This window comes from Sphingobium sp. L-44, from assembly GCF_056859495.1.
Genome location: NZ_JBSXOQ010000093.1, coordinates 26,696 through 50,437, shown reverse-complemented (window position 1 = coordinate 50,437; position 23,742 = coordinate 26,696). Strand labels below are relative to the sequence as shown.

At 64.3% G+C, this 23,742-nt stretch carries 21 protein-coding genes; 6 read left to right on the top strand and 15 right to left on the bottom strand.

Going from position 1 to position 23,742, the window contains the following annotated elements; genetic code table 11:
- Positions 1–19 precede the first annotated feature (19 nt).
- Positions 20–778, bottom strand: a complete 759-nt coding sequence (gene rpsB / locus AC13EK_RS13105; RefSeq protein ID WP_010337471.1) for a 30S ribosomal protein S2 — start codon at positions 776–778, stop codon at positions 20–22.
- A 257-nt stretch (positions 779–1,035) separates the two neighbouring features.
- Here rpsB and AC13EK_RS13100 point away from each other — a divergent pair, with 257 nt between their 5' ends.
- Positions 1,036–1,272, top strand: a complete 237-nt coding sequence (locus AC13EK_RS13100) for a hypothetical protein (RefSeq protein WP_069336799.1) — start codon at positions 1,036–1,038, stop codon at positions 1,270–1,272.
- Positions 1,273–1,286: 14 nt separating this feature from the next.
- On the opposite strand, the gene AC13EK_RS13095 is transcribed toward AC13EK_RS13100, so the two are convergent.
- A complete protein-coding gene (locus AC13EK_RS13095) occupies positions 1,287–2,000 on the bottom strand; it encodes a CDP-alcohol phosphatidyltransferase family protein (RefSeq protein ID WP_069336800.1) in 714 nt (237 codons plus the stop codon).
- Between the two features lie 50 nt (positions 2,001–2,050).
- Positions 2,051–2,785 carry a phosphatidylserine decarboxylase gene (locus AC13EK_RS13090; protein ID WP_029547694.1) on the bottom strand — a complete coding sequence of 245 codons (735 nt, stop codon included), beginning with the start codon at positions 2,783–2,785 and terminating at the stop codon, positions 2,051–2,053.
- A gap of 203 nt (positions 2,786–2,988) precedes the next feature.
- Between AC13EK_RS13090 and AC13EK_RS13085 the strand changes: the two genes are divergently transcribed.
- Together AC13EK_RS13085 and AC13EK_RS13080 are read left to right on the top strand one after the other, a co-directional pair.
- Entirely contained in the window at positions 2,989–4,209 is a 1,221-nt protein-coding gene (locus AC13EK_RS13085) for an NADP-dependent isocitrate dehydrogenase (RefSeq protein ID WP_004211167.1), read from the top strand.
- Positions 4,210–4,328: 119 nt separating this feature from the next.
- Entirely contained in the window at positions 4,329–5,942 is a 1,614-nt protein-coding gene (locus tag AC13EK_RS13080) for a bifunctional GNAT family N-acetyltransferase/carbon-nitrogen hydrolase family protein (protein ID WP_277788124.1), read from the top strand.
- A gap of 39 nt (positions 5,943–5,981) precedes the next feature.
- On the opposite strand, the gene glmS is transcribed toward AC13EK_RS13080, so the two are convergent.
- The 3 genes from glmS to glmU all read right to left on the bottom strand — a co-directional run bounded on the left by glmS (position 5,982) and on the right by glmU (position 10,074).
- A complete protein-coding gene (glmS, locus tag AC13EK_RS13075) occupies positions 5,982–7,805 on the bottom strand; it encodes a glutamine--fructose-6-phosphate transaminase (isomerizing) (RefSeq protein ID WP_069336802.1) in 1,824 nt (607 codons plus the stop codon).
- A gap of 116 nt (positions 7,806–7,921) precedes the next feature.
- Positions 7,922–8,785 carry a metallophosphoesterase gene (locus AC13EK_RS13070; RefSeq protein WP_069336803.1) on the bottom strand — a complete coding sequence of 288 codons (864 nt, stop codon included), beginning with the start codon at positions 8,783–8,785 and terminating at the stop codon, positions 7,922–7,924.
- On the bottom strand, positions 8,782–10,074 hold the full coding sequence (gene glmU / locus AC13EK_RS13065; protein WP_069336808.1) for a bifunctional UDP-N-acetylglucosamine diphosphorylase/glucosamine-1-phosphate N-acetyltransferase GlmU: 1,293 nt from the start codon (positions 10,072–10,074) through the stop codon (positions 8,782–8,784). The genes AC13EK_RS13070 and glmU overlap by 4 nt, the downstream gene beginning before the upstream one ends.
- Before the next feature lie 154 nt (positions 10,075–10,228).
- On the opposite strand from glmU, the gene AC13EK_RS13060 reads away from it, so the two are divergent.
- The 3 genes from AC13EK_RS13060 (at position 10,229) to AC13EK_RS13050 (ending at position 12,950) form a co-directional block, all read left to right on the top strand.
- Positions 10,229–10,897, top strand: coding sequence for an HAD family hydrolase (locus AC13EK_RS13060; RefSeq protein WP_170828667.1), 669 nt, complete (start codon positions 10,229–10,231; stop codon positions 10,895–10,897).
- On the top strand, positions 10,894–11,655 hold the full coding sequence (locus AC13EK_RS13055; protein ID WP_069336805.1) for an enoyl-CoA hydratase/isomerase family protein: 762 nt from the start codon (positions 10,894–10,896) through the stop codon (positions 11,653–11,655). The genes AC13EK_RS13060 and AC13EK_RS13055 overlap by 4 nt, the downstream gene beginning before the upstream one ends.
- Positions 11,656–11,798: 143 nt before the next feature.
- A complete protein-coding gene (locus AC13EK_RS13050; RefSeq protein ID WP_069336809.1) occupies positions 11,799–12,950 on the top strand; it encodes a GGDEF domain-containing protein in 1,152 nt (383 codons plus the stop codon).
- Here AC13EK_RS13050 and AC13EK_RS13045 read toward each other — a convergent pair.
- The 9 genes from AC13EK_RS13045 to AC13EK_RS13005 all read right to left on the bottom strand — a co-directional run bounded on the left by AC13EK_RS13045 (position 12,926) and on the right by AC13EK_RS13005 (position 23,577).
- A complete protein-coding gene (locus AC13EK_RS13045; protein ID WP_069336806.1) occupies positions 12,926–13,201 on the bottom strand; it encodes a hypothetical protein in 276 nt (91 codons plus the stop codon). The genes AC13EK_RS13050 and AC13EK_RS13045 overlap by 25 nt on opposite strands.
- 94 nt (positions 13,202–13,295) lie before the next feature.
- Entirely contained in the window at positions 13,296–14,696 is a 1,401-nt protein-coding gene (lpdA, locus tag AC13EK_RS13040; protein WP_069336807.1) for a dihydrolipoyl dehydrogenase, read from the bottom strand.
- 107 nt (positions 14,697–14,803) lie between these two features.
- Positions 14,804–16,051, bottom strand: coding sequence for a 2-oxoglutarate dehydrogenase complex dihydrolipoyllysine-residue succinyltransferase (gene odhB, locus AC13EK_RS13035; RefSeq protein WP_004211157.1), 1,248 nt, complete (start codon positions 16,049–16,051; stop codon positions 14,804–14,806).
- Between the two features lie 8 nt (positions 16,052–16,059).
- On the bottom strand, positions 16,060–18,855 hold the full coding sequence (locus tag AC13EK_RS13030; RefSeq protein WP_004211156.1) for a 2-oxoglutarate dehydrogenase E1 component: 2,796 nt from the start codon (positions 18,853–18,855) through the stop codon (positions 16,060–16,062).
- 98 nt (positions 18,856–18,953) lie between these two features.
- Entirely contained in the window at positions 18,954–19,838 is an 885-nt protein-coding gene (gene sucD, locus AC13EK_RS13025) for a succinate--CoA ligase subunit alpha (RefSeq protein WP_004211155.1), read from the bottom strand.
- 99 nt (positions 19,839–19,937) lie between these two features.
- Positions 19,938–20,900, bottom strand: a complete 963-nt coding sequence (gene mdh / locus AC13EK_RS13020) for a malate dehydrogenase (RefSeq protein WP_010337480.1) — start codon at positions 20,898–20,900, stop codon at positions 19,938–19,940.
- Between the two features lie 316 nt (positions 20,901–21,216).
- The gene (gene zapE, locus AC13EK_RS13015; RefSeq protein ID WP_010337481.1) at positions 21,217–22,329 is read right to left on the bottom strand and encodes a cell division protein ZapE; all 1,113 of its coding nucleotides are present in this window, start codon (positions 22,327–22,329) and stop codon (positions 21,217–21,219) included.
- Positions 22,326–22,787 carry a PaaI family thioesterase gene (locus AC13EK_RS13010; RefSeq protein ID WP_010337482.1) on the bottom strand — a complete coding sequence of 154 codons (462 nt, stop codon included), beginning with the start codon at positions 22,785–22,787 and terminating at the stop codon, positions 22,326–22,328. The genes zapE and AC13EK_RS13010 overlap by 4 nt, the downstream gene beginning before the upstream one ends.
- A gap of 1 nt (position 22,788) precedes the next feature.
- Positions 22,789–23,577, bottom strand: a complete 789-nt coding sequence (locus AC13EK_RS13005; protein WP_004211148.1) for a succinate dehydrogenase iron-sulfur subunit — start codon at positions 23,575–23,577, stop codon at positions 22,789–22,791.
- Positions 23,578–23,742 lie beyond the last annotated feature (165 nt).

Genomic DNA, 23,742 nt, shown 5'->3' with positions numbered 1-23,742 from the left:
GCAGTTCGAAGACCGCGGATCAGGCCTGCGCGACGACCTCTTCGGCCTCGGGCTCGTCCAGAGCGCCCAGGTCGATGCCCGAAGCCTGCTGCGCACCACGGTTGCCCTTGGTGGCGGCGGCGGCAACGGCGTCGCAGTAGAGGCGGATGGCGCGGCTGGCGTCATCGTTCGCCGGAACCGGGAAGGCGATGCCGTCGGGCGAGACGTTCGAGTCGAGGATGGCGACAACCGGGATACCCAGGGTGTTGGCTTCCTTGATCGCCAGCTCTTCCTTGTTGGCGTCGATCACGAACATGACATCGGGGATGCCGTTCATGTCGCGGATGCCGCCCAGCGACAGTTCCAGCTTCTCGCGCTCGCGGGTCATCTGGAGGACTTCCTTCTTGGTGAAGCCGTGGGTATCGCCCGACAGCTTCTCTTCGAGGGTCTTCAGGCGCTTGATCGAGCCCGAGATGGTCTTCCAGTTGGTGAGCATGCCGCCCAGCCAGCGATGGTTGACGAAGTGCTGACCCGACTTGCGGGCGGCTTCGGCGATCGGATCCTGGGCCTGGCGCTTGGTGCCGACGAACAGAACCTTGCCGCCGCCGGCGACGGTGGCCGACACGAAGTCGAGGGCGCGCGCGAAGAGCGGCACGGTCTGCGACAGGTCAAGGATGTGGATGCCGTTGCGGTCGCCGAAGATATACGGCTTCATCCGCGGGTTCCAGCGGTGGGTCTGGTGGCCGAAGTGGGCGCCAGCCTCGATCAATTGCTGCATGGTGACGACGGGGGTCGCCATAATCATTTCTCCTTCCGGTTGCTACCTCTGGGAATCAGGAACCTTGGATGGTCTCAAAGACCCGTCCGGCACCGGATATGTCGATTCCCATGTGGAATGGGCGCGCCTTTAACGCCCAAAACCCCGTTGCGCAAGGGGTTGACTCGCTCTCAATATGAGAACATAAAGTGAACAGATGGAACAAACAGTCTAAACGCCCGTTTGCAACGACATAGTGAGCCTAAGCGTGCAAATGGCAAGATAGAAAGTCAGCGGCCATGTTCACCATTGTTGCAGCGACCATTTTCTCCGCCGCCTTCCTGCTGGCGGTCGGCACCATTGCCTGGATGTTTGCGCTCTATCATCAGAAGATGGCGGCAGCCCTGCTGTTCGAGCCGATTCCCCAGACCCCGCCCGTCTATCACATCCGCATCACGCGGAACCGCGTTCGCCAGCCGGGCCGCAGCACTACCCTGTCCGCCACCGCCCTGCCCGGCAGCGCCCTCGCTGCCTGAACAGGGCATTCGGCTCAGCCGACAGGCTGCTTGCGCACCTTGGCGTAGGACAGGATACCGAACGGGATCAGCAGCACATAGACGCCGCAGATCAGCAGCAGAGTGAACCAGGGCTGGGTCGCCAGCGCCGCCGCCAACAGGCCGACAAAGGCGATGAGTTCCAGCCGGACGCGCTTGCGCAGCCGCAGCGCCGACCAGCTATAGGTGGCAATGCTCGAGATCATCAGGAAGGCCACGAACGCGGTCCAGGGCGCGACCACATACCAGGCGCGGAAAATCTCTTCGCCCGTCACCAGCCACAGATAGAGCGGCACGAAGGTGAGGCCGGCGCCGGCCGGGGCCGGCACGCCGGTCAGGAAGCCGGCCGATTTGTGCGGCTGTTCCTCGACATCGATATTGGCGTTGAACCGCGCCAGGCGCAGCGCGCAGGACAGGGCATGGGCAAGCGCGAAGATCCAGCCGAATTTCGGCATGGCATGCAGCGACCAGAGATAGAGGATCAGCGCCGGCGCGACGCCAAAGGCAATCGAATCGGACAGCGAATCCAGTTCGGCGCCAAAGCGGCTCTCGCCCCGCAGCATCCGGGCGATCCGACCGTCCAGTCCGTCAAGCACGCCGGCGAACAGGATGGACAATACCGCCCGTTCCCACTCGCCCGAAATGCCGTAGCGCACGCCGGTGAGGCCGAAGCACAGCGCCATCGCCGTCACCGCATTGGGTGCCAGCATGCGCAGCGTGATGCCGCGCCGCAGCCCGCGCGGAACGGCGCGACGCCGCCTCACTGCTGGATGCCCGCGATCACGCGGCGATCGCCGATCTGGCCCAGGATCGTCTCGCCCGCGACGGTGCGCTGGCCCAGGATCACGCGCGGCGCGGTGCCGGCGGGCAGATAGACGTCGACACGGCTGCCAAAGCGGATGAGGCCGATGCGCTGGCCGGCGGCGACCATGTCGCCCGGCTTGACGAAGGGCACGATGCGACGCGCGACAAGGCCGGCAATCTGGGTGAAGCCGACGCGCAGGCCGTCATGACGCTCGACCAGGATATGCTGGCGCTCATTATCCTCGCTCGCCTTGTCGAGATCGGCGTTGAGGAACTTGCCCGAAATATAGGTGACGGCCTTCACCGTGCCGCCGATCGGGGTACGGTTGATATGGACGTCGAACACGCTCATGAAAATCGACACGCGGATCAGCGGCTGATCGCCCAGGCCATCGGGCCCGGCCATCTCGCGCGGCGGCGGCACGCGCTGGATCAGGGTCACCAGGCCATCCGCCGGGGCGATGATCGCGCCTTCATCCTGCGGCACGGCGCGGATCGGATCGCGGAAGAAGGCCAGCACCCAGATGGTGACCATCAGCATCAGCCAGCCGATGATTTCCCAGCCCATCACGAAGAACAGGCCGGTGATCGCAGCCGCGATCGCGCCGAACTTCACCCCTTCGGGATGGACCGAGGGGAAGCGCCATTTGACATTGCCGCCTGCGGCAATCGTGATCTCGTCATTTTCCATGGGCATGTCTTTAGGGGGAGACATTGATCCTGACAACGACGATCCCCGTCCTTGGCTCCCGGCATGAACGCGCATCGCACAACAGTCTTGCGCATGCATCGCATGATCGGCCGGAAATCCGGCGCTGGACGGTTGAACATTGGCGGCGCAGGCCGTAGGGCGTCCCCATAATTCCACCCAAGAGAAGAAGGCGAATAGGCGCTATGGCGAAGATCAAGGTGAAAAACCCCGTCGTGGAAATCGACGGCGACGAAATGACCCGCATCATCTGGGAATGGATCCGTGAGCGCCTCATTCTCCCCTATCTCGACGTCGACCTGAAATATTATGATCTTTCGGTCGAGAAGCGCGACGAGACCAGCGACCAGATCACGATCGACGCGGCCAACGCGATCAAGGAATATGGCGTCGGCGTGAAGTGCGCCACCATCACCCCCGACGAAGCGCGCGTCGAGGAATTCGGCCTCAAGAAGATGTGGAAGTCGCCCAACGGCACCATCCGCAACATCCTGGGTGGCGTCGTGTTCCGCGAACCGATCGTCATCAAGAATGTCCCCCGCCTGGTTCCGGGCTGGACCGACCCGATCGTCGTCGGCCGTCACGCCTTTGGCGACCAGTATAAGGCCACCGATTTCAAGGTGCCCGGCGCCGGCACGCTGACCATGAAGTGGGTCGGCACCAATGGCGAGGAACTCGAATATGAAGTGTTCGAATTCCCCAGCGCCGGCGTTGCCATGGGCATGTACAATCTCGACGAATCGATCCGCGATTTCGCCAAGGCCAGCTTCAACTATGGCCTGAACCGCGGCTGGCCCGTCTATCTGTCGACCAAGAACACCATCCTCAAGGCCTATGACGGCCGCTTCAAAGATCTGTTCCAGGAAGTGTTCGACGCCGAATTCGCCGACAAGTTCAAGGCGGCCGGCATCGTCTACGAACATCGCCTGATCGACGACATGGTCGCTTCGGCGCTGAAGTGGAGCGGCAAGTTCGTCTGGGCCTGCAAGAACTATGACGGCGACGTCCAGTCGGACACCGTGGCCCAGGGCTTCGGCTCGCTCGGCCTGATGACCTCCGTCCTGCTGTCGCCCGACGGCAAGACCGTGGAAGCCGAAGCCGCGCACGGCACCGTCACCCGCCACTATCGCCAGCACCAGCAGGGCAAGGCGACCTCGACCAACCCGATCGCCTCGATCTTCGCCTGGACCCAGGGCCTGTCGTTCCGCGGCAAGTTCGACGACACGCCGGACGTCGTGAAGTTCGCCGAGACGCTGGAGCAGGTCTGCATCAAGACCGTCGAAGGCGGCGCGATGACCAAGGATCTGGCCCTGCTGATCGGCCCGGATCAGGCCTGGATGACCACGGAGCAGTTCTTCGAGGCGATCCGCGTCAATCTGGAAGCCGAAATGGCCAAGTGGGCCTGATAAAGGCTTTTTCCCGGAACTGATCGCTTCCTGAAGCTTTCAATACGGAAACGGAACGAGGCGGCGCCGCATCCCGGCGCCGCCTTTTCCTTTTCGGATTGATGCGACGGGAGCAAAGAATGACCACGACAGCCAAGAAGCGCCTGGAAGTCCGGGCGGCGGTGCCCGGCGATGTGCGCGGCATCCAGCGGCTGATCGCTCGGGCCTATCCCGGCATGCCCAATTATTCGCTGGCCACCATCCGCGGCCAGATCAACAATTTCCCCAATGGCTGCTTCGTCGCCCTCTATGACAGCAAGGTCGTGGGCTATTGCGCCACCATGCGCGTCAGCAAGGCGATGGCCTTTTCCCATCATGACTGGGAGGAGATCACCGCCAACGGTTTCGGCACCCGCCACAGCGCGGCGGGCGAATGGCTTTATGGCTATGAAATGGCGGTCGATCCCAAGCTGCGCGGGCTGCGCATCGGCCAGCGCCTCTATGACGAGCGCAAGGAACTGGCCGAGGAACTCGACCTGCACGGCATCGTCATTGCGGGCCGCATGCCCGGCTATGCCCGCGCCAAGCGCCGCGCCGGCAGCGCAGCCGACTATCTGGAAAAGGTGGTCAGCGGCAAGCTGCGCGACCAGGTCATCAGCTTCCAGTTGAAGAACCAGTTCGAGCCGCTGGGCGTGCTGGAAAATTACCTTCCCGAAGACAAGCAGTCGGACGGACATGCGGCGCATCTGGTCTGGCGCAATCCCTATGTAGACCCGGACGAGGCGCCGGAAATGCGGGTGCCGCGCGGCGTCGAAAGCGTCCGCCTCGCCACCTGCCAGCTGCAGGCGCGCGCGGTGAAGGATTTCGACGAGTTCGTTCGCAACATCGAATATTTCGTCGACGTGGCGGCCGATTACCGATCGGACTTCATCGTCTTTCCCGAGCTGTTCACTTTGCCCCTGCTCTCGTTCGAGACCAAGAAGCTGTCGCCGATCGAGGCGATCGACCGGCTGACCGGCTATACCCCGCGCCTGACCAAGGAACTGACGCGGATGGCGCTGGAATATAATATCAACATCATCGGCGGATCGCACCCGACCCGCGCCGATGATGGCGACATCCAGAACATCGCCTATGTCGCGCTGCGCGACGGATCGGTCCACACCCAGGAAAAGATCCACCCGACCCCCAACGAAGCCTTCTGGTGGAACATCAAGGGCGGCGACGCGCTCGACGTGATCCAGACCGACTGCGGCCCGATCGGCGTGCTGATCTGTTATGACAGCGAATTTCCCGAACTGGCCCGCCGCCTGGTCGATCAGGGCGCGCGCATCATCTTCGTCCCCTTCTGCACCGACTCGCGCCTGGGCTATATGCGCGTGCGCTATTGCGCGCAGGCCCGCGCGATCGAGAATCAATGCTATGTCGTGATGTCGGGCAATGTCGGCAATCTGCCCAACGTCGACAATATGGACATCCAATATGCCCAGAGCGCGATCCTGACGCCGTGCGACCTGCCCTTCGCCCGTGATGGCATCGCAGCCGAGGCGAGCGAGAATGTCGAGACGCTGACCATGGCGGACGTCAATCTGGCCGACCTCAGCTGGGCGCGCGCCGAAGGCACGGTCCGCAACCTGCGCGACCGCCGCTTCGACCTTTATCATATCGACTGGGACAGCAATCCCGACCACAGCCACGCGCCAAGCGGTGGCCCGGTGCCGGCCGGTGGCCATAATTCGCCCGGTGGCGGCTGACCCTATCCCTCGGATCGGCCGCCGCTGCGTGGCGGCCGATTATTCGACGGTGACGCTCTTCGCCAGATTGCGCGGCTGATCGACGTCGGTGCCCTTCAGCACGGCGACATGATAGGCCAGCAGCTGAACCGGCACGGCATAGACCATCGGCGCGATCAGCGGGTGGACCTTGGGCATGGTGATGGTAGCGAGACAGCCTTCGCCTGCCGCCTGCACCCCGTCATAGTCGGAAATCAGCACCACCTTGCCGCCGCGCGCCTGCACCTCCTGCATGTTGCTGACGGTCTTTTCGAACAAGGGGCCGCTGGGCGCGATGCAGATCACCGGCACCAGTTCGTCGATCAGCGCGATCGGGCCATGCTTCATCTCGCCGGCGGCATAGCCCTCGGCATGGATATAGCTGATTTCCTTGAGTTTCAGCGCACCTTCCAGCGCCAGCGGATAGTCGGTGCCGCGGCCGAGATACAGGACATCGCGGGCCGGCACGATATGATGGGCCATCGCCTCGATCGCCTCGTCATAGGCGAGCGCGCCGTTGATCGCGGCGGGCGCTTCGGCGAGGTGGCGGACGATTTCCTTCTCATCCTTGGCGCTGAGCTTGCCCTTGGCCCGCGCCAGATTGGCGGCAAAGGCGGCCAGCACGGCCAACTGGCAGGTAAAGGCCTTGGTCGAGGCGACGCCGATTTCCGGGCCGGCATGGGTCGGCAGCAGCAGGTCGGCCTCGCGCGCCATCGAACTGGTCGGCACATTGACGACGACGGCGATCTTCTGCCCCTGGGCGCGGGCATAGCGCAGCGCGGCGAGCGTGTCGGCGGTTTCGCCCGACTGGCTGATGAACAGGGCCAGGCCGCCCTCCTCCATCACCGGCTCGCGGTAGCGGAACTCGGAGGCGAAATCCAAATCGACCGGCACGCGGGCGAATTGTTCGAACCAGTAGCGCGCGACCATGCCGGCATAGAAGCTGGTGCCGCAGGCGACGATGGTGACGCGGCGGATGGTCGACAGGTCGAAATCCGGGATCGGCAGCGACACGCGGTCGTCCATCCGCTGCAGATAGGCCTTGAGCGTCTGGGCCACGACGACCGGCTGCTCATAGATTTCCTTCTGCATGAAGTGGCGATGATTGCCCTTGTCGATCATCGCGCCGGATACGCCGCTGATCGTGACAGGGCGTTCGACCGGGTTATTGTCCTTGTCGAAGATTTCGGCGCCGTCCCTGGTGATGACGACCCAGTCGCCTTCGTCCAGATAGGCGATGCGCTGGGTCAGCGGCGCCAGTGCCAGCGCGTCGGAGCCGAGGAAGGTCTCGCCATCGCCATAGCCCACTACCAGCGGCGAACCGAGGCGCGCGCCGATCAGCATGTCGGGATGACTCTTGAACAGGATGGCGAGTGCGAAGGCACCGTGCAGGCGCGGTAGCACCTGCGCCACGGCCTCCTTCGGCGCCACGCCCTGCTCCACCAGTTCGCTGACCAGATGGGCGACCACTTCGGTGTCGGTCTGGCTGTCGAAGGTGCGGCCGCGGGCAATCAGTTCGTCGCGCAGCGGCTTGAAATTCTCGATGATGCCATTGTGGACCAGCGCCACTTCGCCGGTCGCATGGGGGTGCGCATTGCTGGTGGTCGGTGCCCCATGGGTCGCCCAGCGGGTATGGGCGATGCCGGTGGTGCCGGCCAGCGGCGAGGCGGCCAGTTCCTTGACCAGATTGTTGAGCTTGCCCTCGGCCCGGCGGCGATCGATCCGGCCATCATGCACGGTGGCGACGCCGGCACTGTCATAGCCGCGATATTCCAGTCGCTTGAGGCCATCGACCAGTCGTTCCGCGACCTGATCCTTACCGATAATTCCGATGATACCGCACATGGTGGAAAGCCCCGCCGAACCAGATTAGTCAGATAGCGTCCATATAGGACAGCTTTGTCGCCATGCCATTAATGCCGGTCGGGCGACAGCGCCATGGCCGAGCCATGAAAAGAATGTCATCGTGGCCGGATGGTGATCAGCCAGATGTCGGGCGGCGCCAGCATGCGGAAAGGCAGGCCACTGGTGCCCACGCCCCCGGACACGATCATCGCCTTCTTGCCATCCTGATAGCGGCCGCAGGCATAGCGGGTGCCATAGCGGGAGGGGACATAGACGATCCCGGCAAAGGGCAGTGCCATCTGACCGCAATGGGTATGGCCGACCAAGGTCAGCGACGGCGCATCGGGCAGCAGCGGGAAGACATCAGGCCCGTGCGACAGGATCACCGGCGCGCCACCGATGTCCTGCATCGCTTTCAGCGTATCGGGTATGTCGGGCTTGCGGGTATAGATATCCTTGAGCCCGCCGATCGCCAGCGGCCCGCGCCGCACCGCGCCATCCTGCACCAGGGTGATGCCCAGATCGGCAAAGGCGCGCTGCCAGTCGTCGGCGCTGAGCGCCACCCGGTTCTTCCTGCTGCGACTGTCATGATTGCCCAGCACCGCGACCACGCCCATCGGCGCGCGCAGCCCGGCAAAGGGGGCGATCGCGTGGCGCGCATCATAGGTCGCGCCCCATTTATTGTCGCCGATATAGTCGCCGCCCAGCAGGATGAGGTCGGGCTTGAGGCCGTTGATCCGGGCCACGATCCGCGCCATCCGCGCCGGGCTGTTGTCCGGCCCGGACAGATGGGTGTCGGTCAGCAGCGCGACCCTGATCGGCTGCTGCGGCGCGCCCGCCGGGAAAGGCAGCACGACCTCGGCGCGCCGCACGACCGGCATGGCGCGCGCATTCATCAACAGCCAGAGCGGCCCTGCCACCGCGATCAGCAGCAGGAGCAGCAGAGCGGACAGAAACGGCCGGCGCCGGATGAAGCTCAAGCCTTCGCCTTCCGCTCGCGCATGCGGGTGCGGAACGCCGCCGCCCAGCCCGGCTTGCTTTCCTGTTGCGGCCGGACGAGGCACAGCGCGTCGGCCGGAACCGGCTTGGTCACGACACTGCCCGCCGCGACGATCGCGCCATCGCCGATCGTCGCCGGCGCGACCAGCGCGCTGTTGGAGCCGATGAAAGCGCCCGCCCCGATCTGCGTCTTGTATTTGAAGAAGCCGTCATAATTGCAGGTGATCGTGCCCGCGCCGATATTGGCCGCTGCGCCGACGCTGGCGTCGCCGATATAGGACAGGTGATTGACCTTCGCCCCTTCGTCGAGGCGCGCCTTCTTGATCTCGACGAAATTGCCGACCTTCGCCTTGGGGCCGATGTCAGCGCCCGGACGCAGCCGGGCATAGGGGCCGATGTCGGCGCCGCTGGCCACGGTCGCGCCTTCCAGATGGGAGAAGGCATGGATGACGACATTGTCGGCGATGGTGACACCCGGACCGAAGACGACGTTGGGTTCGACCGTCACGTCGCGACCCAGCACAGTGTCGTACGAGAAGAAGACGGTCTGCGGCGCGACCAGGGTCACGCCCTCGCGCATCGCCTCGGCCCGGCGGCGGTCCTGCCACACGGCTTCGACGCCGGCCAGTTCGGCGCGGCTGTTCACGCCGGCCACTTCCCACGCTTCCGTCTCGATCACGGCGCTGTTCGCGCCGGGCAGCATGATGATGTCGGGCAGATAATATTCGCCGGCCGCATTGTTGTTGCCGATCTGGTCGAGCAGCACGAACAGGTCGCTCGCCCGCACCGCCATCAGGCCGCTATTGCACAGGGTGATGGCGCGCTCGGCCTCGCTCGCATCCTTAAACTCGACCATCTTCTCGATGATGCCCTGGCCATCAGCGATGATCCGGCCATAGGCGGCGGCATCATCCGGGCGGAAGCCCAGCACCACCGCGCGCGGCTCGTCGCCCCGGCTCAGCCGATCGAGCATCGCCTTCATCGTCGCGCCGCTGACCAGCGGCACGTCGCCATAGAGGATCAGCACGTCACCGGCGAACCCCGCCAGCGCATCATGCGCCTGCGCCACGGCATGACCGGTGCCAAGCTGCTGTTCCTGCACGGCGATGGCGACGCCGCTGCCCTCGACCGCCTTTTCGACCTGCTCGCGGCCGGCGCCGACCACGACCACCTGCCGCTCGGGCAGCAGGTCCGCGACACTGGCAAGCAGGTGCAGCAGCATCGGCCGCCCGGCGATCGGGTGCAGCACCTTGTGCGTGCCGGACTTCATCCTTGTGCCCTGCCCGGCGGCAAGGATGACGACTGCGAGGGGGCGAGGTGCGGTCACGGCGAGCGCGTCCTTTTCGTTCAAGTGGTCTGGAATATCACGGCTCTCTGCCATGTTTGCCTTGCCATTGCCACCGCCGACGCGGCATGGCGATGCCATGGCACGCTTATCCTTCGACATTGTCGGCTTCGACCTCGACGGCACCCTGCTCGACACCAGCGGCGATCTGGCCGCGGCGGTCAATTATGCGATCGGCACGATCGGCCGAGCCCCCTTCCCGGTCGATTCCATCCGGCCCTTCGTCGGCAAGGGCGCCAAGGTGATGCTGCAGCGCGCGCTCGACGCGTCGGGCGGCTATGACGAGGCGATCCTCGACCAGACACTGCCGATCCTGCTCGATTATTATGAACAGAATCTGGCGCTCCACTCCCTGCCCTATCCCGGCATGATGGCGATGCTGGATACGCTGGCGGAGCGCGGCGTAAAACTCGCCATCTGCACCAACAAGGCGGAACGCTTCACCCTTCCCTTGCTGCACCAACTGGGCCTGTTCGACCGCTTCGCCTCGGTCATTGCCGGTGACACGGTCGGCATTGCCAAGCCCGATCCGGCGCCGATCCATGCAATGATCGAGCGCGCCGGCGGCGGCCGCACCATCTTCCTGGGCGACACGATCAACGACATTGCCGGCGCCCGCAATGCCGGCATTCCCAGCATCGCGGTCAGCTTCGGCTTCCTCGATGGCCCGGTAGAAAATCTGGAGGCCGACGCGGTGATCCACCATTTCGACGAACTGGTGCCGATGCTGGAAGCCTGGCCGGCATGACCTTGCGCCTGGAGCGGGACGGCGCGGTCGCCCGGCTGCTGATCGACCGGGCCGATCGCCGCAATGCCATGACCCAGGCGATGTGGGAGGCTCTGCCCCATATGGTCGCCGATGCCATGGCCGATGCGGATATCCGCGTGCTGATCCTCGCCTCGGCCACGCCCGGCCTGTTCTGCGCCGGCGCCGACATCAACGAATTTGCCGCCTGTTCGGGCGACGCTGACTGGCGCGCCGCCAACCAGGCCGCGATCCGCGCCAGCCAATATGCGCTGGCCCATGCGGAAAAGCCGGTGATCGCGGCGATCGACGGTGATTGTGTCGGCGGCGGATGCGGCCTGGCGATCGCCTGCGACCTGCGCATTACGGCGCCCACCGCACGGCTGGGCATCACCCCGGCCAAGCTCGGCATCGTCTATTCGCTGTTCGACACCCGCCTGCTGGTCGATCTGGTCGGGCCGGCACGGGCCAAGCGCATCCTCTTCACCGGCGCGCTGCACGATGCCAAGGCGGCGCTTGCCATCGGCCTGGTGGACGAGATCGCGGCCGATCCACTGGCTGCCGCCACCGCGCTCGCCCGCGAGATTGCCGCCAATGCCCAGCATAGCGTGCGCGCGTCCAAGGCGATGGTTCGCCGCATCCTTGACGGACAGGCGGATGACGACATGGTGACGCTCGAAATGTTCCGCGACGCCTTCACCTATCCCGACTTTGCCGAAGGGGTCGCGGCGTTCCGCGAGAAGCGGAAACCGCGTTTCTGATCCAGGTTAGACAGTTTCCCTGCTCGGCCCGTCGCAACCGTTACGCTCTCTTAACCATCGACATTTACCGGAAAATGCAGGATGGCGCTCCTGCATGACGCGACGTCATGCCGTCATGCTGCACAAAGGATCGGTCGCGCTTCGTGGGTGAGAATTTCGCCTTCTTCCTGCCCATCATGATGGCCAGCTTCGGCGTCGCCTTCCTCATCGTCTGGGGCTGGGGCGCGCGGGAAGCGGGCTGGTGGAGCGGCGCCTTCTTCAGCGTCGCCATGGGTTTTGCCGTGCCGGTCGCGTTCGACTTCCTGCCGACCGACCTGTGGGGTATCGTCGCCGACACCGCCTTTGCCACCGGCTTCCTGCTGTTCAGCCAGGCATTGCTGACGCGCTGGCGCCCCAATTGGGTGCTGGGGCTGCGCATCGCCACCTGGGCGATATCGATCCTGCTCTGCAGCTTTGCGGTGATGCAGGACATCGTCCCGCTGGAACTGGTGTCGTCCGACTTCGGCTGCTTCCTGCTGATTTCCATTCCGCTGATCGCGGGCCGCGGCCAGTTGCGCGGCTGGCCCGATCGCGCCCTCTATGCCGCAGTCACCCTGGTGGCGCTCGACAATCTGCTGCGCGGCAGCAGCGTGTCCTTCACCCTGCCCGGCGGCGGCGCGTTCCGCGACAGCCAATATGCCTTCCTGATGCAGGCATTGGCCTGCATGTTCGGCCTGTTCCTGGCCCTCTCCGCGCTCGCGGCGGCCATGCAGGACGTTCTCACCCGCTATCGTCATGATGCCCATGTCGATCCGCTGTCCGGCCTGCTCAATCGCCGCGGGTTCGAGGAAGCGGTGGCGCGCCATGATGCCGGCGGCAGCCTGATCGCCTGCGACATCGATCATTTCAAGCGCGTCAACGACGCCCATGGCCATGGGCTGGGCGACCGGGTGATCGTTGCGCTGGCCGATGCGCTGCGGGCGCTGGCCCCGGCCGATGCCGTCATCGCCCGCTTCGGCGGCGAGGAGTTCATCCTCTTCCTGCCCGGCGCAGACCCCGCCATGGCGACCGGCATTGCCGACGCGATCCGGCTGCGCTTTGCCGAACAGGCGGCAAGCCGGCTTGGCCTGCCCGGCCCGCTCACCGCCAGCTTCGGCCTCACCAGCCTGCATCGTGCCGACCGCTCAATCCATGACGCAATCGCCCGCGCCGACAGCGCGCTCTATGAAGCGAAGGAAAAGGGCCGCAACCGCGTCGCCATTCGGCCCGCGCTGGCGCCCGCCGGCGATGCTCAGTCGAGCCGCGCCATCGCCTGAAGAAAGGCGTCGCGCGCGGCCTGGCGCTTGAGCCGCCGGCGTCGCAGCAGGATGGCGACCGCGCTGAAGGGCAGGCATACCGCCAGCCCCAGGGCCGTCTGCGGCAATATCTGCAACGTCATTTCGGGATGGCGGACGATCGCGATGATGTCGGCCAGCGCGGTCAGCACCGAAAAGATGATCCACAGCGCAAGGAACAACCGCTCGGGATTGGCTGACGGCACCGACTGGCTGGAGGGGAATTGGTTCATGCACGTCCGATAGAGCAGCGCGCGTCCTTCCCCAAAAGAAAAAGGCCCCCGCTTGGCGGAGGCCCCTTCCCTTATCCTGCGATAGCGCAGTCGATCACATGTGGATCGGCTTGCCGGTCACGGCCATCGCCGCTTCCTTGATCGCTTCGCTGTGCGTCGGGTGCGCGTGGCAGGTGTAAGCGATGTCTTCGCTCGACGCGCCGAATTCCATGGCCTGCGCCGCCTGTGCGATCATCGTGCCGGCAACGGTGGCGATGATCCACACGCCCAGCACCTTGTCGGTTTCGGCGTCGGCGATGATCTTCACGAAGCCGTCGGGCTCGTGATTGGTCTTGGCACGGCTGTTCGCCATCATCGGGAACTTGCCGACCTTGACGGCGCCACGTTCCTTGGCGGCTTCCTCGGTCAGGCCCACGCCCGCGATTTCCGGCTTGGTGTAGACCACCGAGGGGATCACGTCATGGTTCACGATGCCGGTCAGGCCGGCAATATTCTCGGCGACGGCAATGCCCTCGTCCTCGGCCTTGTGCGCCAGCATCGGGCCGGGGATGACGTCGCCAATCGCCCAGACGCCCGGAACCTTGGTACCGAACTCATGGTCGGTCTCGATCTGACCGCGCGCGTTCAGCTCCAGGCCGATCTTGTCGAGGCCCAGGCCTTCGGTGTTGGGACGACGACCGATCGACACCAGGACAACGTCGGCCTCGATCTTCTCGGCTTCGCCACCGGCGGCGGGTTCGACGGTCAGGGTCACGCCCGACTTGCCGACTTCGGCGCCGGTTACCTTGGTGCCGAGCTTATATTCGAAGCCCTGCTTCTTGAAGATCTTGTTTGCTTCCTTGCGGACTTCGCCGTCCATGCCAGGCAGGATCTGGTCGAGATATTCGACCACGGTCACCTTGGCGCCCAGGCGCTTCCACACCGAACCCAGTTCCAGACCGATGACGCCGCCACCGACGACGACCAGATGCCCCGGAACCTTGTCCAGTTCCAGCGCGCCGGTCGAATCGACGATCTTGCCGCCTTCATTTTCCACGGCCACGCCCGGCAGCGGGGCGACCGACGAACCGGTGGCGATGACGATGTTCTTCGCCGTCACCTTCTCGCCATTCACTTCGACGGTGTTGGCGCCGGTGAAGCTGGCCAGGCCCTTGAGCCAGGTCACCTTGTTCTTCTTGAACAGATATTCGATACCGCCGGTCAGGCCCTTGATGGCATCGACGCGCTGGCCCTGCATGGTGGGCAGGTCCAGGCTCATCTTGTCGATCTTGACGCCGAGCTTGGCGAGCGCGCCGTTGGCGGCCTCGTCATAGAGTTCCGAGGCGTGCAGCAGCGCCTTGGACGGAATGCAGCCGACGTTGAGGCAGGTGCCGCCCAGCGTCTCGCGGCTTTCGGCGCAGGCGGTCTTCAGGCCCAGCTGAGCAGCACGGATCGCGGCGACATAGCCACCCGGGCCAGCACCGATAACCAGGACGTCATAATCGAAATCGGACATGGGGTTTTCCCTTCTCCAGTCATGCCAGCCAAACTGGCATCGCTCTGCCCCAAATCAAGGGCAAGAGGCGCCCCGGCCGAAGCCGGGGCAACAATAAATGGTGATTATTACAGGTCGATCAGCAGACGGGTCGGATCCTCGATCGCGTTCTTGACCGCGACAAGGAAGGTCACCGCTTCACGACCGTCGATCAGGCGATGGTCATAGCTGAGCGCCAGATACATCATCGGGCGGATCACGATCTGGCCGTTGCGGACGACCGGACGGTCCTCGATGCGGTGCAGGCCCAGAACCGCCGACTGGGGCGGGTTGATGATCGGGCTGGACAGCAGCGAACCGAACACGCCGCCGTTGGAGATGGTGAAGGTGCCGCCCTTCATATCTTCCATCGTCAGCTTGCCTTCCTTGGCCTTCTTGCCGAAGCCGCCGATGGTCTTTTCGATGGCAGCGACGCTCAGGCTTTCCGCATTGCGGATGACCGGAACGACCAGGCCGGTCGGGGCCGAGACGGCGACCGAGATGTCGGCGAAGTCGTTATAGACGATCTCGTCGCCTTCGATCTGTGCATTGACGCCCGGAATGTCCTTCAGCGCCATGCAGACGGCCTTGGTGAAGAAGCCCATGAAGCCCAGACGGACGCCATGCTTCTTCTCGAACAGATCCTTGTACTTGGCGCGCGCCTCGATGACGTTGGTCATGTCGACGTCGTTGTACGTGGTCAGCAGCGCGGCGTTGTTCTGCGCTTCCTTCAGACGCTTGGCGACGGTCTGGCGCAGGCGGGTCATCTTGACGCGTTCCTGCTTGCGGCTGGGGCCAGCGGCCGGGGCGTCGGCGGCAGGCGCCGAAGCCGGGGTCGCGGCAGCTGCCTTGGCAGTGCCGGCGGCGACGGCGGCCATGACGTCGTCCTTGGTCAGACGGCCGTCCTTGCCGGTGCCCTTGATCTTGCTCGGGTCAAGACCATGCTCCAGCACCAGGCGGCGGACCGCCGGCGACAGGGTCAGGCTGCCGCCCTCTTCGTCGTCCGATGCAGCCGGAGCCGAAGCGGCCGGCGCGGGTGCAGCGGCTTCCGCCTTGGCGGCGGGAGCAGCGGCAGCAGCCGGTGCGGCGGCAGCGGCACCGCCTTCGTTCACATAGGCCAGCAGCGCGCCGACCTCGACCGTATCACCTTCCTTGGCGACCAGATCACCCATGACACCGGCGACTGGCGAGGGCACGTCGACCGCGACCTTGTCGGTTTCCAGGCTGACGATCGGCTCGTCGGCCTTGACCGCTTCACCCGGCTTCTTGAGCCACTGACCGACGGTTGCTTCGGTAACGGATTCGCCCAGCGTGGGGACTTTGACTTCGGTTGCCATGTGCTTTCTCAGCCTTTCTTCTGGCGACGGATTTCTTCACGAACGCTGTGACCCAGCGCATCGGCGACGAGGGCGCCCTGTTCGGACACATGGCGCGAGGCCAGGCCCGTGGCAGGCGATGCCGATGCCTTGCGGCCGGCATAGCGGGCGCGCTTGGGCGCCTTGCCGGCCTTGGCCAGCGCTTCCTCGATATAGGGTTCGACGAAGGACCAGGCGCCGTTGTTGCGCGGTTCTTCCTGACACCAGACGACGTCTTCCAGATTGGTCATGCGCTCGATGCGCGTGGCCAGTGCGTCGGTCGCGAACGGATAAATCTGTTCGATACGGACGATCTGGGTGTTGGCGTCGCCGGCGGCGTCGCGGGCCTCCATCAGGTCGTAGAAGACCTTGCCCGAGCAGAGCACCAGGCGCTTGGTATCCTTGTCGGCCGACCCATTGGGGTCCGACAGGATGCGCTTGAAGTGCGTTTCGCCCAGGAAGTCCTCGGCCTTGCTGACGGCGGCCTTGTGACGCAGCAGCGACTTGGGCGCCATGATGATGAGCGGCTTGCGGAAGGGCCGCAGCATCTGGCGACGCAGCGCGTGGAAGTAATTGGCCGGGGTCGTGATGTTCGCGACCTGGATATTGCCTTCGGCGCAGAGCTGCAGATAGCGTTCCAGACGCGCCGAGCTATGCTCGGGCCCCTGGCCTTCATAGCCGTGCGGCAGCAGGCAGACGAGGCCGTTGGAGCGCAGCCACTTGGTTTCCGACGACGCGATATACTGGTCGAAGATGATCTGCGCACCATTGGCGAAATCGCCGAACTGCGCTTCCCAGATCACCAGGCTCTTCGGGTCCGCCAGGGCGAAACCATATTCGAAGCCCAGCACGCCATATTCGGACAAAGGCGAGTCCAGCACTTCGAAACGGCCATGCGGCACGGTCGAGAGCGGGATATATTTGGCCTCGGTGTCCTGGTCGGTCCAGACCGCGTGACGCTGGCTGAAGGTGCCGCGACCTGAGTCCTGACCCGACAGGCGAACGCCATAGCCTTCCGACAGCAGCGAACCGAAGGCCAGAGCCTCGCCGGTCGCCCAGTCGAAATTGGCACCCGACTTGAACATCTCGGCCTTGGCATCCAGCACGCGCTTCAGCGTCTTGTGGACATTATGGCCCTCGGGAACCGTGGTCAGCGTCCGGCCCAGGCTGTCGAACAGCTTCTGATTGATCGCCGATTCCACGCTCTGGCGCGCGGTTTCAGCATCGGCCGGCTTGTGCAGGCCCGACCAGCGACCGGCGAACCAGTCGGCCTTGTTGGCCTTGTAGCTCTTGGCGGCTTCGAACTCGTCTTCCAGATGGGCGACGAACTCGTCGGTCGAACCGGAGACGAACGCGTCGTCCACCACGCCTTCTGCCTTCAGGCGCGCGGCATAAATGTCGCTGACCGGCGGATGCTGACGGATTTCCTTGTACATCAGCGGCTGGGTGAAGCCCGGCTCGTCGCCTTCGTTATGACCGAAGCGGCGATAGCACCACATGTCGACGACGACGTCGCGATGGAATTTCTGGCGATATTCCATGGCCAGCTTGGTCGCGAAGGTCACGGCTTCGGGATCGTCGCCATTGACGTGCAGGATCGGCGCCTGGACACCCTTCGCCACGTCCGACGGATAGGGCGAGCCGCGCGAGAATTGCGGGCTGGTGGTGAAGCCGATCTGGTTGTTGATGATGAAGTGGACGCAGCCGCCGGTGTTGTAGCCGCTGACGCCCGAGAAGCCGAGGCACTCCCAGACGATGCCCTGGCCGGCAAAGGCCGCGTCGCCGTGGATCAGCACGGGCAGAACCTGCTCATGCTTGGTGAGGTCGTCGCGGAAGGTCTGCTGCGCGCGAACCTTGCCCAGCACCACCGGATCGACGGTTTCAAGGTGCGACGGGTTGGGCACCAGCGACATGTGAACCTTGACGCCGTCGAACTCACGGTCGGTCGAGGTGCCGAGGTGATATTTCACGTCGCCCGAGCCACCCACGTCTTCGGGGTTGGCGGTGCCGCCCGAGAATTCGTGGAAAATGACGCGGAAGCCCTTGGCCATGACGTTGGCGAGGACGTTCAGGCGGCCGCGATGGGCCATGCCGAACACGATCTCGCGCACGCCCGATGCGCCACCATATTTGATGACCGCTTCGAGCGCGGGGATCATGGACTCGCCACCGTCGAGGCCGAAGCGCTTGGTGCCGACATATTTGCGGCCCAGGAACTTCTCATACTGCTCGCCCTGGATGACCTTGGCCAGGATCGCCTTCTTGCCCTCGGGCGTGAAGTGGATTTCCTTGTCCTTGCCCTCCAGGCGTTCCTGCAGGAAGCGGCGCTCTTCGACGTCCGCGATATGCATATATTCAAGGCCGACATTGCCGCAGTAATTCTGGCGCAGGATCGTCACGATCTCCGCGACGGTCGCATACTGCAGGCCCAGCGTGCCGCCCAGGAAGACCTTCTTCGACGCGTCGGTCAGGCCATGATATTCCGGGGTCAGGTCCGCCGGCAGGTCACGCTTGGCCAGGCCCAGCGGATCGAGATTGGCGGCCAGATGACCGCGCACGCGATATGTGCGGATCAGCATCTGCGCGCGGATTGCGTCCTCGGCAGCCGATGCGATATCGGCCTCGGAAACAGCGGCACCCTGCGCCTTTGCAGCAGCCTTCACGGCCACCTGCATCTGCGTCGGGTCCATCGCCCCGGTCAGGTCGTCGGTGTCCGCCAACGGCCAGTTGGGGCGTGCCCAGCTCGGCCCCTGTTCGATCTCGAAATCCTGGTTCTCGTAACCCATCGTCTTGTGTCCCATGCATGCCGCGTGCAGTCGCGGAGCGGGAAAGTGCGGCCGGGGTGCAGCCCGGCCGCGTTTCCATATCATATTTTAAAGGCGGATCAGCCCTTCAGCACTTCCAGCAGGGTCTCGCCCAGCAGGCTCGGGCTGGCAGCGACCTTGATGCCGGCCGCTTCCATCGCCGCGATCTTGCTTTCCGCGTCGCCCTTGCCGCCCGACACGATCGCGCCGGCGTGGCCCATGCGACGGCCCGGAGGCGCCGTGCGACCAGCGATGAAGCCGGCCATCGGCTTCTTGCGGCCCTTCTTGGCTTCGTCGATCAGGAACTGAGCAGCCTGTTCTTCCGCGTCGCCGCCGATTTCACCGATCATGATGATCGATTCGGTGGCGTCGTCGGCCAGGAACAGTTCCAGCACGTCGATGAAGTTGGTGCCGTTGACCGGGTCACCGCCGATGCCGACGGCCGTGGTCTGGCCCAGGCCCGCATTGGTGGTCTGGAACACGGCTTCATAGGTCAGCGTGCCCGAACGCGACACGACGCCGACCGAACCCTTCGAGAAGATGTTGCCGGGCATGATGCCGATCTTGCACTCGCCAGGCGTCAGCAGGCCGGGGCAGTTCGGGCCGATCAGGCGCGACTTCGAACCCGACAGGGCGCGCTTCACCTTGACCATGTCCAGAACCGGGATGCCTTCGGTGATCGCGACGATCAGCGGGATTTCGGCATCGATCGCTTCCAGGATCGAGTCGGCCGCGAACGGCGGCGGAACATAGATGACCGAGGCGTCGGCGCCGGTCTTCGACTTGGCTTCGGCAACGGTGTCGAACATCGGCAGACCGATGTGGGTCGTGCCGCCCTTGCCGGGGGTCACGCCGCCAACCATCTGCGTGCCATAGGCAAGAGCGGTTTCGGTGTGGAAGGTGCCGGTGGCACCGGTCATACCCTGGGTGATGACCTTGGTGTTCTTGTTCACCAGAATGGACATGGGTGTCCCTTTATTCTCTGTGGACGTGGCACTTGGGTCTAAAGCGACCCGTCCCAGGCTGCGCACTTACCTGGAACGGGACGGTGCAAGCTGGTTGGCTCAGGCGAGCGAGGGATCGATACCCTTGCAGGCTTCCAGCAGTTCCTTGACGGCGTCGACCGACACCTGGAGGTTGGCCTTGGCTTCGTCGTTCAGCTCGATCTCGATGACCTGCTCAACGCCGTCCTTGCCGATGATGACCGGCACGCCGACATAGAGATTGTCGACGCCATATTGGCCGGTCAGGTTCGCGGCGCAGGGCAGCAGGCGCTTCTTGTCGCCCAGATAGGCTTCAGCCATGGCGATCGCGCTGGTGGCGGGCGCATAGAAGGCCGAACCGGTCTTGAGCAGCGCGACGATCTCGCCGCCGCCCGAACGGGTGCGCTTGACGATGGCGTCGATGCGCTCCTGGGTCGAACGGCCCTGCTTGATCAGGTCGGGAACCGGGATGCCGGCGACGGTCGAATATTCGATCACCGGAACCATGGTGTCGCCGTGGCCGCCGAGCACGAAGCTGGTGACATCCTTGGCCGAGACGTTGAATTCTTCCGCCAGGAAGTGGTTGAAGCGCGAGCTGTCCAGAACGCCGGCCATGCCGACGACCTTGTTCGCGGGCAGGCCCGAAAATTCGCGCAGCGCCCAGACCATCGCGTCGAGCGGGTTGGTGATGCAGATGACGAAAGCGTCGGGGGCGTTGGCGGCGATGCCCTCGCCCACGGCCTTCATGACCTTGAGGTTGATGCCCAGCAGGTCGTCGCGGCTCATGCCCGGCTTGCGGGCGACACCGGCGGTGACGATGATGACGTCCGCGCCCGCGATATCGGCATAGTCGTTGGAACCGGTGATCTTCGCATCGAAGCCTTCGACCGAGGCGCACTGCGACAGGTCGAGAGCCTTGCCCTGGGGAACGCCTTCGACGACGTCGAACAGGACGATGTCACCGAGTCCCTTGAGAGCCGCGAGATGCGCGAGCGTGCCGCCGATATTGCCAGCGCCAATGAGCGCGATCTTCTTACGGGCCATATGCAATCATCCTCCAAGATGTGAACTCTGGAATTGTCAGTGCGCCTACGCCCATATTGTGGGGGTTTCAACCAAACAAAGCCCCCTGCGGCAAATTATCTTTGCAATTCATTCGCAGTTGCATTAGAGGCTTTTTCACACCCTGTCGCTCCTGGTCTCCTACCCTGGACCTAGAGCCTTCCCTGCAGCGGTAGCCTGCCGGATGCTTCCCAAGTGGAAGCATCCGGTCTGTTTTTCCGTAAGAAAGTTGCGCCCTGATGAACGTCGACGCAAGCGGCGATAGGGCGAAATGCGCGCACGACGGGGTGCGTCGCGCTTATTTGGGGCCGTGGCCCAGCGCGAGATAATCGTCGGACTGCATTTCCATCAGCCGCGACACGGTCCGCTCGAATTCGAACGCCCCATCCCCTTCGGGATAGAGTCGCATCGGCTCGGCATCGGCCGAGGCGAGCAATTTGACCTTATATTCGTAGAGCGAGTCGATCAGCGTGACGAAGCGCGCCGCCTCGTTGCGCTTCTCCGGCCCCAGCACCGGAATGCCGACGATGATGACCGTATGATATTTGCGCGCGATCGCCAGATAGTCGGGCGCGCCACGCGCCTCGACGCACAGCCGCTTGAACGAGAAGACGGCAACGCCCTTCAGGCTCTTGGGCACATGCATGGTGCGCCCGCCCTGAACGACGATCTCCTCCGAGGGCACCTTGGCCCGATCCTCGACCGAAAAGTCGGTCAGGCGGAAAAAGGCCTCCGACAGCGACCTGGTCGCCTCCGGCCCATTGGGCACATGCCACAGCTTCGAGTCGCCCAGACGGTCGCGGCGATAATCGACCGGACCGTTCAGCGTCATCACGTCCAGCTTGGCCTTGATGAGGTCGATGAAGGGCAGGAACAGCTGGCGATTGAGGCCATTCTTGTAGAGTTCGTCGGGCTCGCGGTTGGAGGTGGTGACGATCGTCACCCGCTTTTCCAGCAACCCCGTGAACAGCCGCGACATGATCGCCGCATCGGCCATATTGTTGACGACCATCTCGTCGAAGCAGAGCAGCCGCGCCTCTTCGGCCAGCGACTCGACCACCGGCGGGATCGGATCGCCCGACTCGGACTTGCGCGCCTCGGCCAGGCGGGCATGCACGTCGAGCATGAATTCATGGAAATGGGCGCGCTTCTTGCGCTGCACATGGACCGTGTCGAAGAACAGGTCCATCAGCATAGACTTGCCGCGCCCGACCCCGCCCCACATGTAGAGGCCGCGCGGCGGCTCGGGCTGTTTGCGCAGCAGCTTCCACAGCGTCGAGCCACGCGCCGGCGTCGCTTCCAGATCATGCTGAAGCTGGTCGAGTCGCACGGCGGCGGCCCGCTGGTCCGGGTCGGGCCGCAATTCGCCAGCCGCGACCAGCGCATCATAACGGGCGATGACGCTGGTCACTGCGCCTTGGGCGCCTTGCGCAGCGTGGCGGTGGACGCCGCGACCGGCTCGCCCTCCTGGGTGATCAGCATGCGCAGGAACATCAGGCGCCCGGTCTCGCGCAGCAATTCCACCTCGGCCAGCAGGTCGGGACCGACCTTGCCCGCGCCCAGATATTGCATCGACAGGTCGATGGTCACGCCATTGACCTGGCCCTGATGCCCCATCGCCCAGAGTGCGCCGAAATAGGCATGGTCGGCAAAGGCGGCGAGGAAGCCGCCATGCAGCGTATCGAGCCGGTTGCGGTGGCTGGTGCGGGTTTCCAGCGCGACATGCGCCTTCTTCTCGCCCAGCCCGCGCATGTAGCCGCGGCCGATGGCCTGCAGGAAGGTGTCAGGATGCGGATCGTGCCAGGCGGTCCAGCCCGACCATTTCCCTTCGTTCAGCGGTCGTCCGCCTGCAACACCGTCGCTGGTCAACTTACAGCTGCCGTTCGACCATCATCTTCTTGGTCTCCGCGATCGCCTTGGCCGGGCTCAGGCCCTTGGGGCAGACGTTCGCGCAGTTCATGATGGTGTGGCAGCGATAGAGGCGGAAGGGATCTTCCAGCTCGTCGAGGCGCTCGCCGGTGAACTCGTCGCGGCTGTCGGCCAGCCAGCGATAGGCCTGCAGCAGGATCGCCGGGCCCAGGAACTTGTCGCTGTTCCACCAGTAGCTGGGGCAGCTGGTCGAGCAGCAGGCGCACAGGATGCACTCATAAAGACCATCCAGCTTCTCGCGATCGGCGGGCGACTGCAGCCGCTCCTTGCCGCTCGGCGCGGGGCTGACGGTTTGCAGCCAGGGCTTGATGCTGTTGTACTGGGCGTAGAAGTGGGTGAAGTCCGGCACCAGATCCTTGATGACGTCCATGTGCGGCAGCGGGGTGATCTGCACCTGCTTGCCGGCGCATTCGTCGATCGCGGTGGTGCAGGCCAGGCCGTTCTTGCCGTTCATGTTCATCGAACAGGAACCGCAAATGCCTTCGCGGCACGAACGGCGGAAGGTCAGGGTCGAGTCATACTCGTTCTTGATCTTCAGCAGCGCGTCGAGAACCATCGGGCCGCAATTGTCGAGATCGATCTCGAACGTGTCGTAGCGCGGATTCTCGCCCGAGTCCGGATCGTAGCGATAGACCTTGAAGCTGCGGACATTGGTCGCGCCCTCGGGCGCCTTGTGGGTCACGCCCTTGCCGCTGATCTTGCTGTTCTTGGGCAAAGCAAATTCGGCCATCGCTCGTCGAGCCTCTTCGTCGATGTCTGTCTGATGGGGGTCCGCATAACGAAAAATCTGCAAAGGTCCAGCACTGAGACCATGATTCTGCCCCGGCGGGCCTTGTTGCAAATCGATTGCAAATAATCATTGCCGAAGAGGGGCTTCGGCTTGCGTCCCGCGCCA

Bases quoted from the DNA above. Each gene is read 5' to 3' on its own strand.
- rpsB (WP_010337471.1), bottom strand. From the start codon at position 778: ATGGCGACCCCCGTCGTCACCATGCAGCAATTGATCGAGGCTGGCGCC.
- AC13EK_RS13100 (WP_069336799.1), top strand. From the start codon at position 1,036: ATGTTCACCATTGTTGCAGCGACCATTTTCTCCGCCGCCTTCCTGCTG.
- AC13EK_RS13095 (WP_069336800.1), bottom strand. From the start codon at position 2,000: ATGCTGGCACCCAATGCGGTGACGGCGATGGCGCTGTGCTTCGGCCTC.
- AC13EK_RS13090 (WP_029547694.1), bottom strand. From the start codon at position 2,785: ATGGAAAATGACGAGATCACGATTGCCGCAGGCGGCAATGTCAAATGG.
- AC13EK_RS13085 (WP_004211167.1), top strand. From the start codon at position 2,989: ATGGCGAAGATCAAGGTGAAAAACCCCGTCGTGGAAATCGACGGCGAC.
- AC13EK_RS13080 (WP_277788124.1), top strand. From the start codon at position 4,329: ATGACCACGACAGCCAAGAAGCGCCTGGAAGTCCGGGCGGCGGTGCCC.
- glmS (WP_069336802.1), bottom strand. From the start codon at position 7,805: ATGTGCGGTATCATCGGAATTATCGGTAAGGATCAGGTCGCGGAACGA.
- glmU (WP_069336808.1), bottom strand. From the start codon at position 10,074: ATGAAGTCCGGCACGCACAAGGTGCTGCACCCGATCGCCGGGCGGCCG.
- AC13EK_RS13060 (WP_170828667.1), top strand. From the start codon at position 10,229: ATGGCACGCTTATCCTTCGACATTGTCGGCTTCGACCTCGACGGCACC.
- AC13EK_RS13055 (WP_069336805.1), top strand. From the start codon at position 10,894: ATGACCTTGCGCCTGGAGCGGGACGGCGCGGTCGCCCGGCTGCTGATC.
- AC13EK_RS13045 (WP_069336806.1), bottom strand. From the start codon at position 13,201: ATGAACCAATTCCCCTCCAGCCAGTCGGTGCCGTCAGCCAATCCCGAG.
- lpdA (WP_069336807.1), bottom strand. From the start codon at position 14,696: ATGTCCGATTTCGATTATGACGTCCTGGTTATCGGTGCTGGCCCGGGT.
- odhB (WP_004211157.1), bottom strand. From the start codon at position 16,051: ATGGCAACCGAAGTCAAAGTCCCCACGCTGGGCGAATCCGTTACCGAA.
- AC13EK_RS13030 (WP_004211156.1), bottom strand. From the start codon at position 18,855: ATGGGTTACGAGAACCAGGATTTCGAGATCGAACAGGGGCCGAGCTGG.
- sucD (WP_004211155.1), bottom strand. From the start codon at position 19,838: ATGTCCATTCTGGTGAACAAGAACACCAAGGTCATCACCCAGGGTATG.
- mdh (WP_010337480.1), bottom strand. From the start codon at position 20,900: ATGGCCCGTAAGAAGATCGCGCTCATTGGCGCTGGCAATATCGGCGGC.
- AC13EK_RS13005 (WP_004211148.1), bottom strand. From the start codon at position 23,577: ATGGCCGAATTTGCTTTGCCCAAGAACAGCAAGATCAGCGGCAAGGGC.